A 16651-nucleotide genomic window follows, 5' to 3' on the forward strand; every position below is an offset into this window, starting at 1 on the left:
AGGGTCATTCGGCGGCGAGCCGGGCGACGTCGAGATCGCCCAGTGCGCCCTGGTAGGTGCGGACATCGTCGACGATGCCGGGCCAGTGCCCGGTGAACGCGCCGTCGTGCAGGGTCCGGCCGAGCTGGAGCGGCCCGGTGGCGTTCCAGGTGCTCGCGTGGCCGGTCTCGGTGGTGGCGACGAGCTGCCCGCCCACGTAGACGCGCAGCTTCTTGGCGAGCGCGTCGTACACGCCCGCCACGTGGGTCCATTCCATGACGTACGGGACGGCGTCCGATCGGGTGCGCGTCACCGGCGCCCCGTCCGCGTCGGCGCCGGCCATGCCGAAGGACCAGCGCGGCCCGTCGGCGGCGTAGCCGAGCGCGAAGCCGCGGGCCCGGGTCCCGCGCTGCGCCACCGCCGCGGCGTCGGCCGGCGGCAGCGTGTCGAGCTGGACCCACGCCGTGACGGTGAAGCTGTCGTCGGTGCGCACCGCCGCCCGCGACGCCTCGGCGTGCCCGGCGGCTCCGTCGAGCGCGAGCGCCCCGTCGAGCCAGCCGCTGGTCCAGGAGGCCCCCGGACCGAGGGTGAGCGGGCCGGTCACGCCCGCCGTGTCGGCCGCGGCCGTGCCGGTCTCCTCGTCCAGCGTCCAGTGGCCGGTGAGCGTGGCCGCGTGGTTCACCAGCTTCACGATCTCGTCGGCGGCCAGGGCCCGGTCGTGCACCCGGACCTCGTCCACCTCGCCGGGCCACGGGTCGGTCTGCCTGCCCTGGTAGCGGGCCTGCCCGAACTGCACCGCCGTCGCCGGTCCGGCCCCGCCGTGGTACGTCACGGGCCCGGCGGCGAGCGTGCCGTTCACGTACAGGGTCATCTTGCGCGTGGCGGAGTCGTAGACGCCGGTGAGGTGGGTCCACTCGTTCGCGGCGGGCACCACCGCGGGGTTGCGCGCCCAGATGGTGTGCGAGGTGCCGCCCGGGTGGTTCATCATGAACGCCCACGACTTGACGCCGCCGCTGTAGCCGAGCCAGAAGCCGCTGTTGTCCTGCCCGCTCTGGCTGACGGCGGCCACGTTGCCCGCGGGCAGCGACGACAGCCGCACCCACGCCGAGACCGCGAGGTTCTGATCGGTCGGCACGACGCCGGCGGCCGTGGCGGCGTACTGGCCGGCGCCGGCGAACTTGAGCGCCTTGCCGGCCCGGCCGTCGGCCCAGGCGGCGCCGGTGACCGCCACCGGATGGGCGCCCGCCTCGTCCCCGGCGGTGACGCCGGAGCCCTCGTCGAGCCGCCAGTAGCCCGCGGGGCCGGTGCCGGCCCGCACGTTGAACACGTAGCTGCGGATCGGGCCCTGCTTGCCCGCGCCGTCCTTGCTGCGCACGGACAGCACGTTCGGGCCCTCCTCCAGCGGGGTGAGACTGATCGTCGCCGCGCCGCCGGTCGCGCTCACCTCGGTGACGGGGCTGGTGTTGAGCCCGTACAGGAACGCGGTCACGTCGGCCTCGCCGTTCGCGCCGAAGGTGAACTCCCCGGCCCGGCCGAGCCCTTCGCCCCAGGCGTTCTCCGGATACCGCGCCGAGGAGACCGTCGGCTCGCGGCCCGGCGCGGTGGTGTCCACGCCGATCTCGCAGTACGGGCTCCAGCCGCTGTTCGCCTGGCCGTCCTCGCCGCGCGCCCGCCACCGGATCACCGAGCCGTCCGTGTAGACGCCTGCGGGGACGGTCGCGGTGAACGCGTTGCCGGAGGAGGCCGCGGCGGTGAGGAACTCGCCGCGCTTCGTCCCGGCCGCGTCGTACCACTCGAAGCGGGCCTTCACCGAGTTGTCGCCGTCGCGCAGCTTCGCCCACAGCTTCGGCGTCGCCGTCCCGATCCTCGGCCGTGCCGTGCCGGAGACGCACGCGCCGCCCGGGTCGGACCAGACGTCGGCCGCGACGGGAGTGGTCGGGATGGTGTTGTACTCGACGACGAGCGTGGGGTTGTTGCGGAACTTCTTCCACGCGTACGTGTCGGTCTCACTGCTGGCGCGCAGGCCCAGCGTGATGTTCGGCCAGCTCTTGGCCGCCGCCTGCACCGCCGCCGCCGTGGCGTCGAACTCCACGCCGCCGGCCGGGCAGGCGGTGCCCCAGCCCTTGGCCACCGTCTGGGTGTTGAGCTTCTCGTACCAGGTCGGCTGGTTGTTCCAGGTGGTGGACTTGCTGATGGTGCCGGTCCGCCAGAGCTCGACGGGCTTCTTGGTGCACGACCACGACCACGTCTCGTACGTGCGCAGGGTGGCCTTGATGATCTGCTTGCCGTGGATGGCGCTGCCGGTGTTCATCTGGAAGAACGACCGGTTCGTGCCTCCGGTGTCGTTCTCGTGCCCGACGCGCGCCACGTCGCTGGAGTTGAGGTAGTTGGTGGTCGGATACCGCTTCCACACCGCGGTCCACGAGCCGCGCGGCGCGGACACCGACGGGTCCAGGTAGACGGGGTAGCGGGTGTCCGGGTCGGCGAGCATGGCCTTGTCGGGGGTGAGCGTCAGCGCGCGGTCGTCGACCCGCAGGCCCATCGCCTCGTGCCGGGTGCCCGGGTCCGGCCCCTCGCCGGGCCGCTTGGCCAGGGCCCTGACGGTGTCGGGCGAGTCCCACATCAGCGGCGTCGGCGCGGCGAACACCTCCGCGCCCGTCCGGTCCACCGCCTCCATCCCGCCGCCCCGGCCCCGCCGTACGGTGAGGCCCTCCGGCTGGAGGGCGAAGTCGAGCCGGTCGAGCCGGCCGCTCAGCGCGGCCTCCCTGGTCTTGACCACGAGGACGTGCGAGAAGCCGTCCACGTCGGCCGTCACCTGAAGGTCGACGCCGGGCAGCACCTCGGCGTAGGTCGCGGTGGCGCCGTCGAGCACGGGCTCGGGCAGCTTGCCCGGCCAGGTCATCGCGAGGGACTTGGCGCCCCTGGCGACCTTGGCCATCGGGGCGTCGCCGCCGCCGGAGAACCGCAGGTCCACCGCCGTCGCGACGGGGGCGACCGAGCCGTCCGGCAGGCGGCGCAGGGTGGTGTCGACCGGGGTCCACCGGCCGTCCTGGCGTACCCGGACGGGGCGGGCGTTCTGCTCCAGGACGAGGCTGCCCTCGGGGGTGGCGTAGACGGTGCGGGTCTCGGTGCGCAGCGAGCCGACCTCGACGCGTTCGTTCTTCTGGCGGGCCACGTCGAGGGCGCCCAGCTCGGTGGCGGTGTCAGGCGGGGGCTCCCGGTGCGTGACCGGGGTGCCCGCCTGGACGGGGGTCGGTGCTGTCAGCCCTGCCAACAGAAAAGCAGCCGCTGCGGCGACTGCTGTGACGGGTCTGAGGCTCGGACGTAAACGGTGGCCTGGCGATGTTGCGGTGCTCCTGACCCGAGCCATCATGCCTCCGACGACGCTCTGTAAAGCCGGGGATTCAGCGCAAGTGTGTACGCGGCGGAGGGGGTGATCAAGAGGCTGATCGCGGTCTGTAAAGGTTTTCCATGAAACCCAGGTTTTTTGACAACTTTCGCCAAACGGGCCCCGACGCAGGAGATAAGGCGGTCGGCAGGCCGCCTTACGCGTCACGGTCAACTTTCATGTCATCAGGGATTGATGAAGACAACTTTCAGGGATATCTTTCCGATCACGTTCCGTGGCCACAGCGAACCCCCCTCACCCCCCTTTTTCCGAGAGGTACGCATGCCCGCAACCGGCAAGCCGACCCGGCCGATGATCATCGCGTTCGTCGTCACCCTCGCCGCCACGCTGTTCCCCCAGGCCGCCTCGGCGTCCACCGCCCTGGCGTCCCACAAGAGCCCGTTCAACTGCGGAAAGACCTTCTACGCCAACAACTGGACCCCCAACCACAACCCGTCGGGCTCCATCGACTGGCAGAGCTACGGCGGCGACGCCACCAACGGCGAGACCGTCCGCGCCACCGCGGCCGGCACCGCGTACTTCTACAACGCCGGCAGCACCAGCTACGGCCAGTGGGTGGAGATCCGGCACAGCGACGGCACCAGGACCCGCTACGCCCACCTCGCCACCATGGTCCGCTCGGCGGGCGGCTCCATGAGCGTCGGCCAGGGCACCGCCATCGGCACCGTCGGCGCCACAGGCGGCACCGACGCCCCCCACCTGCACTACGAGCAGCGCACCTCCACCGGCGCCATGGACACCAGCCCGACCGTCGACGGCGTCACCGTCTCCCTGGGCCAGAAGAAGGCCATCACCAGCACCAACGCCTGCGGCGGCGGCAGCAACCCCTACACCCCGCAGGAAGCCTGCGGCAGCGGCTACGGCGTCATCGACTCCGCCGCGCTCACCGGGGGCCGCGTCTACCTGCTCTACAACTCCGGCAACGGCTACAACTGCGTCGTCACCCTGAAGACCACGAACGTCGGCACGGCCTCGCCGGTGTCGGCCTTCCTGGAACCGCAGGGCTCGACCCGTACGACCGACTCCGGCAACTACGGCTACTACGCGGGCCCGGTCAAGCGGTCGGCCCCCGGTCAGTGCGTCAAGTGGGGCGGCTCGGTCGGCAGCAGCTCGTACACCAGCCCCTTCGAACACTGCGGCGCCTGACGCCGCTCCGCACTCGTCCGCCTGCGGACCACGGCCTCCGTCCGCAGGCGGCGATTCCCCGACATCCGGGCGGGAACCCGCGACGTCCCGTACGGTCGGCGGCATGAGCGCGCAAGATCGGAACGCCGGCGGCGGGATGTCGTGGACCCGCGGGCGGGTCCTGGCGGCGGTCGCCGTGGTGGTGGCCGTGCTGACGGCGTTCCCCGGCGTGCTGCCCAACACAGTGGGCCGGCTCGGGAGCCTGCTGGAGACCTTCCGGCCCTGGGCCGGCCTGGCCGTGCCGGTGCTGCTCGTCCTGGCGCTGCTGCGCCGCTCGGCCCTCGCGCTGGTGGCGCTGGTGCTTCCCTCGGCGGTGTGGGGCGGCCTCTTCGGCGCCCGGCTGTTACCCGCCGGCCAAGGAGCGGCGCACGACCTGACGGTGCTCCAGCACAACGTGAACGACGAGAACCCTGACCCGGAAGGCACCGCCCGCGCGCTGGCCGGGGCCGACCTGATCGCCCTGGAGGAGCTGACGCCCCGGACCCGGCCGGTGTACGAGGCCGTCCTCGCGCCCGATCACCCGCACCACGTGGTCGTCGGCAGCGTCGGGCTCTGGTCCAGGCATCCCCTCGCGGACTCCGGCCCGGTGGACATCAGGCCGGCGGAGGTCGGAGGCGACTGGAGCCGGGGGCTGCGGGCGACCGTGCGGACACCGTACGGCGACCTGGCCGCGTACGTCGCCCACCTGCCGTCGGTCCGCATCCGGCTGCCCGACGGCTTCGGCTCGGCCTGGCGCGACGAGAGCGCCGGCAAACTGGGCGCCGCCCTCGCGGCGGAGAAGCTGGACCGGATCGTCCTGATGGGCGACCTCAACAGCACCCTCGACGACCGCGGCCTGGCCCCGGTCACCTCGCGGCTGACCCCGGCGGACGAGGGGTTCGGCTTCACCTGGCCCGCCGCCTTCCCTCTGGCCAGGATCGACCACGTCATGACCCGGGCGGCGACGCCGGTGACCACCTGGACCCTGCCCGCCACCGGCAGCGACCACCTGCCGGTCATGGCCCGTATCAAGCTCTGATCAGTCGAGGACGTGGGCGTGCAGGGCGCGCAGCACCGCGTTCGTGCGGTCCCGCGCGCCGAGCTTGAGCAGCACGGTCGAGACATGGTTCTTGACCGTACCCTCGGCCAGGAACAGCGCCCGCGCGATCTCTCGGTTGCTGTACCCCTCCGCGACCAGCCGCAGCACCTCCAGCTCGCGCTCGGTGAGCTGCTGGATCGCGGGCAGTCCCGCCTCGTCCGGCGGCGGCCGGCGGTGCACCGCCCGCATCAGCCGCTCGGTGATGGACGGCGAGATCAGCGTCCCCCCGCCGGCCAGGACGCGGATCGCCCGGGTCAGCCGCTCCAGCGTCACGTCCTTCAGCAGGTAGCCGCCCGCCCCCGCGCGCATCGCGTCCAGGACGAGGGTGTCGCTGTCGAACGTGGTCAGCACGAGCACCGGCGGCGCGTCGCCCGCCCGTTCGCGCAGCGCGTTCAGCGTCCAGATGCCGTCGTGGCGGGGCATGCGCAGATCGAGCAGGACGACGTCGGGGGCGTGCTCCTCGATCGCCGCCAGCGCGGACATGCCGTCGTCGGCCTCCCCCGCCACCTCGATGTCGTCGGTCAGGTCGAGCAGGCTGCGGATGCCCTGCCGCACCAGGGTCTGGTCGTCGACCACGATCACCCGGATCATCGCGCGGGCACCGTCGCCGTCACGCGGAACCCGTCGCTGCCGTCGAGCCTGACGTCGCCGCCGATGGCGTCGATGCGCTCGCGCAGCCCGCGCAGGCCGTTGCCGAGCCGCAGCTCGGGGCTGCCGCGCCCGTCGTCGACGGAGGTGAGCTTGACGGCCTGGCCGGGCGTGTTCTCGATGCTGATGCGCAGCGAGGTCGCGCCGGAGTGCCGGATGGTGTTGGTGACGATCTCCTGTACGGCGCGGATGAGCGTCAGCGTCACCTCCTCGGACAGGCTCACGTCGTCGATGCTGATGCCCACGTCGAGCCCCGGGATGTCGCGTACCAGGGCGTCGAGGGACTCGCGCAGGTCGGGCGCGTCGGCGCGGAGCTGCCCGACGGTCGTGCGCACGTCCCGCAGCAGGTTGCGCGCCACCCCGTCGGCGCGCTCGATGTGGGTGCGGGCGGCGGCGCCCTCGTGGTGCCTGGCGACCTCCAGTTCCAGGGTGAGCGCCGTGAGCTGGTGTCCCATGAGGTCGTGCAGCTCGCGGGCGATGCGCAGGCGCTCGTGCGCTCGCGCGGTGTCGGCCAGGATGACGCTCGCCGCCCGCAGCTCCACGTGCGCCTCGGCCAGCTCGCGGCGCAGCCGCTGCTCCCGGATGATCGCCACCGAGCTGAGCACCGCCGCCGTCTGGATCAGCAGGTACAGCAGCGCGCCAAGACCGATCCCGGTGGGGTCGGCGCCGGCGAGACCCGCGGTCACGGCGATGACGGCGGTGTTGAGCGCGATCACCACGGGGCCCGCCCACCGTGGCGCGACGTAGGCGCTCAAGGTCGCGGTGAAGACCAGCAGGATCGGCAGCCATCCGGCCCGGGGCGCCGTCAGGACCGTCAGCCAGCCCAGCACGACCGCCGCGGCGTAACAGACCCACGCCGCCTTCTTCTTGTCTTCCTCCCAGACCACGGCGCCCAGGCACGCGAGCATCAGGCCCGCGAACAACGCGCTCCAGACAGGCAGGGGCGCCCACGTCTCGGTCACGCCGAGCAGCGTCGGAGCGCCCACTCCGACGCACACCAGCAGCATCGCCAGACCGGCCCACACGTCCGGCTCGATTCGCCGCATAACGCCACTGTACGAGCGATCTGCCCGATGCTGGGGTGCCGAAAGTCATGGGTGCGCCTGCTGACCATCGGCACAGGCGCCCGGCACCCGCCCCTTCCTAGCGTCGGAGGCATGCCATCAACGCCCGCCGTGGAGGCGGAACGACTGCACAAGCGCTACCGAACCAAGGTCGCCGTCGAGGAGATCAGCCTGTCGGTCGGCGCCGGCGAGATCTTCGGCGTCCTGGGGCGCAACGGGGCCGGCAAGACCACCACCGTCGAGATGATCGCCGGTCTCCGGCGGCCCGACCGCGGCACCGTCCGCGTGCTCGGCCTGGACGTCCGGCGCGACCGCGCCCGGCTGCGCCAGGTCCTCGGCGTCCAGCTGCAGGACGCCACCCTGCACCATGCGCTGACCGTCACCGAGCTGGTCCGGCTGTACGCGACCTTCTACCCCGACCCGGTGCCGGCCGGCGAGCTGATCGAGTCGGTCAGCCTGACCGACTCCGCCCGCACCCGGTTCGACAACCTCTCAGGCGGCCAGCAGCAACGGCTGTCGATCGCGCTGGCCCTCATCGGACGCCCCCGGGTGGTGATCCTCGACGAGCTCACCACCGGGCTCGACCCCGAGGCGCGCCGTCACATGTGGGCGACCGTCGAAGGGCTGCGCGAGTCCGGCGTGACCGTCCTGCTCGTCAGCCACGCCATGGAGGAGGTCGAGCGGCTGTGCGACCGGGTCGCGCTGCTCGACGCGGGCCGGGTCGTCGCCCTGGACTCGCCCGCCGGGCTGGTCAGGCGGGCCGGGTTCGCCCAGCGGGTCACCTTCCGCGCGGCCTCCCCCGTACCGGAGGGGCTCCTGGAGGGGCTCGCCGAGGTCGAGCGCGTCCGGGCGGACGGCGACCGCGTCACGGTCGAGGGCAAGGGAGACCTGCTCCAGGCCGTCAGCGTCGCGCTCGTCAGGGCCGGCGTCGTGGCCACCGAGACCCGCAGCGTGCAGGCCAACCTGGACGACGCGTTCGTCGCGCTGACCGGGCACCGGCTGGACCCCGAGGAGGAGAGCACCCGATGACGGACATCCCCGTGTACCGGCCCGGCCCGCGGGCCTTCGGCCAGATGCTGATCTGCGAGCTCAAGATGGTGGCCCGCGACACCGCCGGGCTGATCGTGCCGATCGGCATGCCCGTGCTCATCCTGGTGATGAACGCCTCGTCCGCCGGCGAGCACGTCGTCGCGCACGGCCGCACGGCGCTCGACGTGTTCGTGCTGCCCCTGGTGTTCGCCATCGTCATGGCCACGACCGGCATCGTCAACATGCCGAGCTTCCTGGCCGCCTACCGGCACAGCGGCATCCTGCGCCGTCTCGGCGTGACCCCCGCCTCGCCCATGATGGTCCTGGTCGCCCAGGCGGTGGTCGGGATCGTGCAGATCGCCGTGGGCATCGCGGTCGCCTACGCCGTGGCCATGCTGGCGTTCGGGGCCAACACGCCGGTGAACATCGGCGCGGCGCTCGGCGTGCTGGCGCTGACGGTGGCCGCCATGTACGCCGTGGGCCTGATCGTCGCCGCCCTGTCGCCCACCCCGAACTCCGCCGTGGCGATCGGCCTGACCCTCTTCTTCCTCCTGGGGGCCACCGGCGGCATGTTCGGCGGGATGCAGAACCTGCCGGAGGCGGTCGCGACGATCGGGCAGTGGCTGCCGTTCGGCGCCGGCGTCCAGGCTTTGTCGTCCGCCTGGGTCGGCGCGCCCGTCGAGGCCGCCCACCTGGTCGCCCTGGCGGCGAACGTGGTGTTCGGCACGGTGATCGCGGCGGTGTTCTTCCGCTGGGACTAGCCACGACGGGTCGGCCCGACACCCCTATGACGCTATGAAGACGCCGCCATGGGATTGCAATGGCGTCAGAATAGCGTCATAGTGGCGTCATGGACCTCGCACCATATGTCGATCACCTCCGCCGCGAGCTGGCGATCGCCGCAGGGGCGGGCGGCGAGGAAGCCCGCGTGCTGGGCGAACGCCTCGCCGCCACGCTGGAGTCGGCCACCCGGCTCGCGCTGCTCGAGGCTCTCTCCGCCGCCGCCGACGAGATCACCCGCGACCTCGCGCCCGGCTCCGTCGAGGTGCGCCTGCGCGGCCGCGACCCCGGCTTCGTCGTGACGCCACCGCCGGGCGGCAGCTCGTACGAGGACGAGGGTGAGAGCGACCGGCCCGCCGCGCCACCGCCCGCCCCGCCGCCTCCGGACGCCGACGAGGGCGGCACGGCCCGGATCTCGCTCCGGGTTCCCGAGCACCTCAAGCCGCGCATCGAGGAGGCGGCGGCCCGCGACGGCCTGTCGGTCAACGCCTGGCTGGTCCGCGCCGTGTCCGCCGCCCTCGACCCCGGCGAGACCGGACGCCGCGCCACCCGGCAGAGCGGCAACCGCTACAGCGGATGGGTGCGCTGATGACCACGCCGACCCATGACGAGGGGACCATGATGCCCGCTTTCCACACCCCCGAGCCGATCCTGGCCATCATCGACATGGCGACCGCCACCGTCCGGGTCAACGCCGGCGACCGCGACGACACGGTGGTGGAGATCCGCCCGGCCGACGAGTTCGACGACGCCGACGTGCGGGCCGCCGAGCGCGCCGAGGTCGAGTACGTCGGCGGCAGGCTCCTGGTCCGCGCCGACAAGGACGCCTCCGACCGGGACCTGTCTCTCGGCAAGCTCGTGGAGTCGCCCGCCGACTGGGCGCGCTCGCTGCTGCTCGGCCAGGGCGGCTCGGTCCAGGTCACCATCGACCTGCCCGCGGGCTCCCGCCTCGACGTCAAGCGGGCGGCGGGCCTGCGCTGCCGCGGACCGCTCGGCGAGGTGGCGTTCACCACCTCCTACGGCGACATCCAGGTGGAAGCGGCCGGCCGGCTCCGCCTGAAGACCACGTACGGCGACATCTCGGTCACCCGCGCGGCCGGGCACGCCGAGATCACCACGGACCACGGCGACATCCGCGTCGGCGAGATCGACGGCACGGCGGTGATCAGGAACTCGCACGGCGAGATCCGCCTCCGGGAGGTCACCGGCGAGCTGCGGCTGAACACGGCCCACGGCGACGCCACCGTCGACCGCGTCCTGGCCGGCGTCGTCGCCAAGACGGCGTACGGCAGCGTCCGGATCGGCGAGGCGGTCCGCGGCTCGGTCGTCATGGAGACCACCGGCGGCGGGCTGGAGCTGGGCATCCGCGACGGCAGCGCCGCCTGGCTGGACGTGAGCTCGAAGTACGGATCCGTGGACGTCGGCCTGGACTCCGCCGACGGCCCCGGCCCGGCCGGCGACGTCGTCAAGGTGCGGGCCCACACCTCCTACGGCGACATCGTCATCCACCGTTCCTGACAAGTGAGGAGAAGCTCATGCCTGACGCGATCGTGGCCGAAGGTCTGGTCAAGAAGTACGGCGACGTCGTCGCCCTCGACGGGATGGACCTGACCGTCCCGGAAGGGACCGTGCTCGGGCTGCTCGGCCCGAACGGCGCCGGCAAGACCACCACGGTGCGGATCCTGACCACCTTGCTGACACCGGACGCCGGACACGCCACGGTGGCCGGGTTCGACGTCGTCCGCGACGCGCGCCGGTTACGCGCCCGGATCGGCGCCTCCGGCCAGTACGCCGCCGTCGACGACCATCTCACCGGCGCCGAGAACCTGGAGATGGTCGGCCGCCTCTACCACCTGGGCACCAGGCGCAGCCGGGAGCGCGCCCGCGAGCTGCTGGAGCGCTTCGACCTGACGGGCGCCGCCGACCGCCCGGTGCAGGGCTACTCGGGAGGCATGCGGCGCCGGCTCGACCTGGCCGGCGCGCTGGTGGCCGACCCACCGGTGCTGTTCCTCGACGAGCCCACCACCGGCCTGGACCCGCGGGCCAGGGCGAGCCTGTGGGACGTCATCTCCGAGCTCGTCGCGGCGGGCACGACGGTGCTGCTCACCACCCAGTACATGGAGGAGGCCGACCGGCTCGCCGACCGCGTCGCGGTGGTCGACCACGGACGCGTCATCGCGCTCGGCACCGCCGACGAGCTCAAGAGCCACGTCGGCGGCGACCGGATCGAGCTGTCGGTGACGAGCGCCGCGGACCTGGCGTCCGCGACGCGCGTGCTGGCCCCGCTGTCCGCGGGCGCCCCGCAGAGCGACGCGACCGCCCTGCGGGTGACGATCCCGGTCGCGGGCGGCGCGTCCGCGCTCACCGAGGCGCTGGTCCGCCTGGCCGCCGAACGCATCACCGTACGCGACGCCGGGCTGCGCCGGCCGACCCTGGACGACGTGTTCCTGACCCTCACGGGACGCGAGGCCGACGAGAAGACCAAGGAGACCGCACGATGAACACCCTGCATCTCGCCGTCGCCGACGGCGTGACGATCGCCAGGCGCAACGCCCTGAAGATCCGGCGGGCGCCCGACCTGCTGGGCGGCGTCGTCATGCTCCCGATCGTGCTCGTGCTGCTGTTCACGTACGTCTTCGGCAGCATGATCAGCCTGCCGGGCGTGTCGTACGTGGAGTACCTGCTGCCCGGGATCTTCGTCATGACGATCGTCTCCAGCGGGCAGATCACCGGCTACACGCTGACCCAGGACCTGCAGAGAGGCATCTTCGACCGGTTCCGCACGCTGCCGATGTCGCCCTCGGCGGTGCTGACCGGTCAGACCGTCGCCGACGTCATCATGAACGTCACCAGCATCGTGACGATGGCGCTCGTCGGGCTGCTCGTCGGGTGGCGCGTGCACACCTCGCCGTGGGAGGCGGCCCTGGGGTTCCTCATGCTGCTGCTGTTCGCGTACGCCTTCTCCTGGGTGACGGCGACGGTCGCGCTGGCCCTGCGCACGCCCGAGGTCTTCAACAACGTGGCCACGATCATGTCGTTCCCGCTGGTCTTCCTGTCGAACGCGTTCGTCGACAGCGCGCGCCTGCCCGGCCCGCTGAAGCCGATCGCCGAATGGAACCCGGTCTCCACCCTGATCCAGGCCTCACGCGAGCTGTTCGGCAACACCAGCCCCGCCATGCCCGTCCCCGACGCCTGGCCGCTGCGGCACGCGGTGCCGGTGTCGTTCCTCTGGTCGGTGCTGCTCCTGGCCGTGTTCGCGCCGCTCGCCACGCGGCTGTACAAGAAGGCCGTCAGCCGATGACCCCCGACGACCGCGAGATGGCGGTGGAGCTGGTCCAGCAGGCGTACGCGGACGGCCGGCTCCAGCCCGCCGAGCTGGAACAGCGCCTCGAACTCGCCCTGACCGCCACCTCCTTGAAGGACCTGGAGCCGATCCTCGCCGACCTGCCGGACGACGTGGTCGTGCTCGAGACCACCGGCGGAAGCATCAGGCGAGCGGGCGACTGGCAGGTCCCGCGCCGCCTGCGCGTCAGCTCCGAGTACGGCAGGGTACGGCTCGACCTGTCGCAGGCCGTCATCCGGCATCCGCACATCGACATCGAGCTCCGGCTCCCGTTCGGCAGCGCCACGATCATCCTGCCCGCCGGGGCGAGCGCGAACGCCGACGGGGTGCGCACCGGATGGGGCTCCGTGGTGTGGAAGGCCCCCGCCTCCCGGCTCGCCGGCGGGCCGCACGTCCGGATCACCGGCGAGCTGACCTACGGCCGCCTCACCGTCCGCACCGCCCACTCCGGCTCCTTCGTCAGGAGACGGTGATGGTGGAGCCGTTGGCGGCCAGGCCGAAGATCTGGATGCAGTTGGCGCCATGGTCGGCGATCAGCCAGGCGTGGTTGCCGAACGAGTCGATCCGGTAGTTGTGACCGGGCTCCAGCGTCGTGTACTGCTGCCGGTTTCCCGCGCTGTCCAGCCAATGGATCTGTATGGAGTACGGGCTCTCGTTGATCACCATCAGCTGTGAGGGCCATCCGTTCACCGAGTGGAGCCGGCCTTCCACGGAACAGGCGTAGGCGCTGGCACCGGCATGGGTGAACGAATATCGGTACGAATCAGGATCGGGTGTTTCCGTTTCCTCCACGACGGGCTCTTCGGTCTCCTCCTCGACCGGCTCTTCGGTCGGCTCCTCGGATGGCTCCTCGCTGGGCTGTTCGGAGGAGTCGGCCGGTGAGGGTGAGCTGGTCGGACTGGGTGTTGGATCGGTCCACGATGTCTCCTGCCATAACGGCACTACCGCCACGACAAGGGATAGGATGCCGACAATTCCTGCTATTACCGTCCAAAAAGCTACAGATCGCGGCCCCAGCCATCCGCGGGAATTCGAAGAGGAATTCGCCATGTCACCCTCCTGAACACTGACCGCGCCGATATCAGATATCTACAACAGACACATCCCGCAAAGAAGACGCGGAGCACCGGCTTCTGGCTGGCAGGACCGACCCACTTTTACGCGTGCGCCGAGGCCCGACTCAATCAGCCTTGACTTATATAAGCGCCAGATGAGACTGTGGCCCCGTCGTACGCAACCGGACAGGAGGCCGAGGTGGCCGAGACGACGGCGGCCGAGGTGATGGCCGAGCTGGCCGAGCTGGAGGACCCGAAGACCCGCGCGGTCAACGAGAAGCACGGTGACGATCACGGGGTGAACCTCGGCAAGCTGCGCGCGCTCGCGAAGCGGCTGAAGACGCAGCAGGAGCTCTCGGTCCGGCTCTGGGAGACGGGTGACACCGCGGCGAGGCTGGTGGCGATCCTGATCTGCCGCCCGAAGGCGTTCGGGCGGGACGAGCTGGACGCCATGCTGCGCGAGGCGCGCACGCCCAAGGTCCACGACTGGCTCGTGAACTACGTGGTCAAGAAGAACCCGCACGCCGAGGAGCTGCGCCTGATCTGGTCCGCCGACCCGGACCCCGTGGTCGCGAGCGCCGGCTGGGCGCTGACCACCGAACGCGTGACGAAGAAGCCCGAGATCCTCGACCTCGCGGGGCTGCTCGACGTCATCGAGGCGGAGATGAAGGACGCCCCGGACCGCCTGCAGTGGGCGATGAACAACTGTCTGGCCCAGATCGGCATCGACCACGCCGAGCACCGCGCCCGGGCCATCGACATCGGCGAGCGGCTGCAGGTGCTCAAGGACTACCCGACTCCCCCGGGCTGCACGTCCCCCTTCGCGCCCATCTGGATCGACGAGATCGTGCGCCGCCAGAGGGGATGAGCGGCGTTGCAGATGCTCCGTTGAACGGAATAATGTCGGCCTCATGCCAAGAGGAACCTCCGAAGTCAGCGAGCCGATGTTCTTCGTGCTCGCCGCTCTGCGCGCGGGGCCGCTGCACGGGCACGCGATCAGCAAGTCCATCAAGGAGCTGTCCGGAGGCCGGGTCCAGCCGTCGGTCGGCACGCTGTACGGCATCCTCGAACGCCTGAACGATCGTGGCGTGATCACGGTGGACCGCGAAGAGCTGATCAACGGCCGCAACCGCCGCTATTTCCGCATCACCGACGAAGGCCGGGCTCTGGTGGAGGCCGAAGCGAGGCGGATGCAGGCGGCCGCCTCGCTCGTCCTGCGCCCGGCCGGTCCATGACGATCGTCAAGCCTGCCTCCGCCGTCGAACCACCCGCCCCGTCCGTCCTGGAACGGCGCTACCGCAAGCTGCTGCTCGCCTACCCGAGGCACTACCGCACCGCTTACGGCGACGAACTGCTCGACGTCCTGCTCGCCGACGCGGCGGGACGGACCGTCCCGCCGCCGAAGGAGGTGTGGGGCCTGCTTCTGGGCGGCGTGCGCAGCCGCATCCTGCATCAGGCGACGGGCAACGCCTGGGCGGACGGCCTCCACCTGGCCGTCACCGCCGTGACGGCGGCGAACCTGGCCGCGCTTCTGCCCTACGCCGGCACGCTGCCGTTGTGGACGCTGCTGTCGGCGCTCGCGCTGCTGGCCGTCCAGCGCGGACGGCTGCGTACGGCGTTCGCGCTCACGCTGGTCACCGGGGTGAAGGCGGCGGCGATCGCGGCCGGGCGGCCGGCGTTCGACCTGACCGTGCTCCCGGTCTATCCGAACCCGCTCGGCGACCGGCCGCTGTTCGGTGACAGCAGCCCGCTCGTCGCGGCGGCCGGTTACGCGGTCGCGCTGATCGGACTGCTCGTGCTCATCTCCCGGAGCCGGCCGCCGCGGGTCAGGTCATGGTGGTGGTGGGCGGCGATCGTGCCCGCCGCCTGGGCCGGTCCGGCCTGGATGGCGGAGGAGGCGGGTCACCCCCTGAGTCTGAGCAGGATGGCCGCGGAGGTGACGGCGTTCGGCCTGGCGGCGGTGTGCGGATATCTGGCACGCGACCACCGGTGGGCGGTCGCCGCGAGCGTCTACCTGCTCGCGACCTCGGGCGGGATGATCCTGCACGCGCCGGAGCTGACGAAACAGCACCTGGCCTACGAGGGCGTGCTGGTCCTGCTGGCCCTGGCCGCGGCGTTCGCGCCCTTCAGGCATCGGCGCCACTGCCTCGATTGACCATACTTCGTTGAACGTAGTATGGTCCCGCGCATGCCAAACAGATTCCTCCTGGGTCTGGCCGCGCTCTGTCTCGCCGGGACGGCGGCGTGCGCCTCCGCGGCCGAGACCCGATCCGCGCCCCAGCCGGCCGAGGACAGCAAGGCCGACCAGGCTCAGCTCACGCAGTCGGCCATCGCCGACTGCATGAAGCGGGAAGGCTTCAAGTACGTCGCCTGGACCCCCGATCCGAAGACCGGCGACGAACAGGACAAGGCCGCCTCGGGCGACTACGAGGCGATGCGGGCGATCGCCAGGAAGCGCGGGTTCGGCATCTTCACCACCATCGCCGACCCGAGCCTCAAGGAAGTCGTCTGGAGCGAGTCGGACAGCCCCAACTTCACCATCAAGAACGAGCTCTCCCCCGCCCAGCTTGCGGCCTACGACAAGGCGCTCGAATCCTGCCGGGCCCAGGCGGTCAAGAAGGTCACCGGCCGGGTCGTCCGTTCCGCGGAGGACCTGGCCGAGCAGCGCAACCAGATGATCGACCAGACGCTCGACCGCGAGCTCAACGGCGACCCCGAGCTGATCGAGCTGGCCGCGGCCATGGGCGACTGCCTCAAGGGCAAGGGCTACCGCATCGACTCCGTCAGGCCGGCGGACATCGGCAGGCAGGTCCCGAACACGTTCGAGGAGCAGCTGAAGCGGATCGCCCTGAACGACGACATCCCCGAGGAAGGCATCGGCGAAGGGCGCTACATCGTTCCGCGCCTCGCCCCCGCCACGGCCCGGCAGTGGGCCGACAAGGAGATCAAGGCGGCCCTGGACGACGTGGAGTGCGGCAAGGACTTCTACGCCGCGTACGAGCCGCGGAACCGGGAGATCAGCGACAGGGTGACGCGGATGTTCGGGGGCGTGACACCGTGACGACGTCCATCGGCGGGCCG

General features: G+C 71.6%; 17 protein-coding genes. 13 read left to right on the top strand and 4 right to left on the bottom strand.

Annotation, left to right across the window (positions count from 1 at the left end; all coding sequences use genetic code 11):
• Window positions 1-4: 4 nt before the first annotated feature.
• On the bottom strand, window positions 5-3253 hold the full coding sequence (locus ACZ6YG_RS33215) for a LamG-like jellyroll fold domain-containing protein (RefSeq protein WP_466020188.1): 3249 nt from the start codon (window positions 3251-3253) through the stop codon (window positions 5-7).
• Window positions 3254-3649: 396 nt separating this feature from the next.
• Between ACZ6YG_RS33215 and ACZ6YG_RS33220 the strand changes: the two genes are divergently transcribed.
• Entirely contained in the window at window positions 3650-4534 is an 885-nt protein-coding gene (locus ACZ6YG_RS33220; RefSeq protein ID WP_148035848.1) for a M23 family metallopeptidase, read from the top strand.
• 103 nt (window positions 4535-4637) lie between these two features.
• Window positions 4638-5591 (top strand): endonuclease/exonuclease/phosphatase family protein, encoded by a 954-nt coding sequence (locus ACZ6YG_RS33225; protein ID WP_466020189.1) that lies wholly within the window; start codon window positions 4638-4640, stop codon window positions 5589-5591.
• On the opposite strand, the gene ACZ6YG_RS33230 is transcribed toward ACZ6YG_RS33225, so the two are convergent.
• Window positions 5592-6242: a response regulator gene (locus tag ACZ6YG_RS33230; RefSeq protein WP_219546841.1), complete on the bottom strand. Its 651-nt coding sequence runs from the start codon at window positions 6240-6242 to the stop codon at window positions 5592-5594.
• The gene (locus ACZ6YG_RS33235; protein ID WP_397196431.1) at window positions 6239-7345 is read right to left on the bottom strand and encodes a sensor histidine kinase; all 1107 of its coding nucleotides are present in this window, start codon (window positions 7343-7345) and stop codon (window positions 6239-6241) included. The genes ACZ6YG_RS33230 and ACZ6YG_RS33235 overlap by 4 nt, the downstream gene beginning before the upstream one ends.
• A gap of 111 nt (window positions 7346-7456) precedes the next feature.
• Between ACZ6YG_RS33235 and ACZ6YG_RS33240 the strand changes: the two genes are divergently transcribed.
• The 7 genes from ACZ6YG_RS33240 (at window position 7457) to ACZ6YG_RS33270 (ending at window position 12988) form a co-directional block, all read left to right on the top strand.
• A complete protein-coding gene (locus ACZ6YG_RS33240; RefSeq protein ID WP_466020190.1) occupies window positions 7457-8392 on the top strand; it encodes an ABC transporter ATP-binding protein in 936 nt (311 codons plus the stop codon).
• Window positions 8389-9153 (top strand): ABC transporter permease, encoded by a 765-nt coding sequence (locus tag ACZ6YG_RS33245; RefSeq protein WP_271277035.1) that lies wholly within the window; start codon window positions 8389-8391, stop codon window positions 9151-9153. Before ACZ6YG_RS33240 ends, ACZ6YG_RS33245 begins: the two co-directional genes overlap by 4 nt.
• An 89-nt stretch (window positions 9154-9242) precedes the next feature.
• Window positions 9243-9761: a toxin-antitoxin system HicB family antitoxin gene (locus ACZ6YG_RS33250; protein WP_219546837.1), complete on the top strand. Its 519-nt coding sequence runs from the start codon at window positions 9243-9245 to the stop codon at window positions 9759-9761.
• Complete coding sequence (locus ACZ6YG_RS33255; RefSeq protein WP_466020191.1) at window positions 9761-10690, top strand: DUF4097 family beta strand repeat-containing protein; 930 nt, start codon at window positions 9761-9763, stop codon at window positions 10688-10690. The genes ACZ6YG_RS33250 and ACZ6YG_RS33255 overlap by 1 nt, the downstream gene beginning before the upstream one ends.
• A gap of 17 nt (window positions 10691-10707) precedes the next feature.
• Window positions 10708-11673, top strand: coding sequence for an ATP-binding cassette domain-containing protein (locus tag ACZ6YG_RS33260; protein WP_148035855.1), 966 nt, complete (start codon window positions 10708-10710; stop codon window positions 11671-11673).
• The gene (locus ACZ6YG_RS33265; protein ID WP_271277033.1) at window positions 11670-12473 is read left to right on the top strand and encodes an ABC transporter permease; all 804 of its coding nucleotides are present in this window, start codon (window positions 11670-11672) and stop codon (window positions 12471-12473) included. The genes ACZ6YG_RS33260 and ACZ6YG_RS33265 overlap by 4 nt, the downstream gene beginning before the upstream one ends.
• Entirely contained in the window at window positions 12470-12988 is a 519-nt protein-coding gene (locus ACZ6YG_RS33270; RefSeq protein ID WP_148035857.1) for a DUF1707 SHOCT-like domain-containing protein, read from the top strand. The genes ACZ6YG_RS33265 and ACZ6YG_RS33270 overlap by 4 nt, the downstream gene beginning before the upstream one ends.
• Here the strand turns inward: ACZ6YG_RS33270 and ACZ6YG_RS33275 are convergent.
• Complete coding sequence (locus tag ACZ6YG_RS33275; RefSeq protein ID WP_187281549.1) at window positions 12975-13466, bottom strand: VHL beta domain-containing protein; 492 nt, start codon at window positions 13464-13466, stop codon at window positions 12975-12977. The two genes, ACZ6YG_RS33270 and ACZ6YG_RS33275, sit on opposite strands and share 14 nt — an antisense overlap.
• A 303-nt stretch (window positions 13467-13769) precedes the next feature.
• Between ACZ6YG_RS33275 and ACZ6YG_RS33280 the strand changes: the two genes are divergently transcribed.
• The 4 genes from ACZ6YG_RS33280 to ACZ6YG_RS33295 are packed head-to-tail and all read left to right on the top strand — an operon-like array spanning window position 13770 to window position 16631.
• A complete protein-coding gene (locus tag ACZ6YG_RS33280; protein WP_466020192.1) occupies window positions 13770-14438 on the top strand; it encodes a DNA alkylation repair protein in 669 nt (222 codons plus the stop codon).
• 43 nt (window positions 14439-14481) lie between these two features.
• Window positions 14482-14805 (top strand): PadR family transcriptional regulator, encoded by a 324-nt coding sequence (locus tag ACZ6YG_RS33285; RefSeq protein ID WP_148035860.1) that lies wholly within the window; start codon window positions 14482-14484, stop codon window positions 14803-14805.
• On the top strand, window positions 14802-15725 hold the full coding sequence (locus ACZ6YG_RS33290; protein ID WP_466020193.1) for a hypothetical protein: 924 nt from the start codon (window positions 14802-14804) through the stop codon (window positions 15723-15725). Before ACZ6YG_RS33285 ends, ACZ6YG_RS33290 begins: the two co-directional genes overlap by 4 nt.
• A 33-nt stretch (window positions 15726-15758) precedes the next feature.
• Window positions 15759-16631, top strand: coding sequence for a hypothetical protein (locus ACZ6YG_RS33295; RefSeq protein WP_466020194.1), 873 nt, complete (start codon window positions 15759-15761; stop codon window positions 16629-16631).
• Window positions 16632-16651 lie beyond the last annotated feature (20 nt).

The sequence above is a fragment of the Nonomuraea sp. NPDC054003 genome (assembly GCF_055585125.1).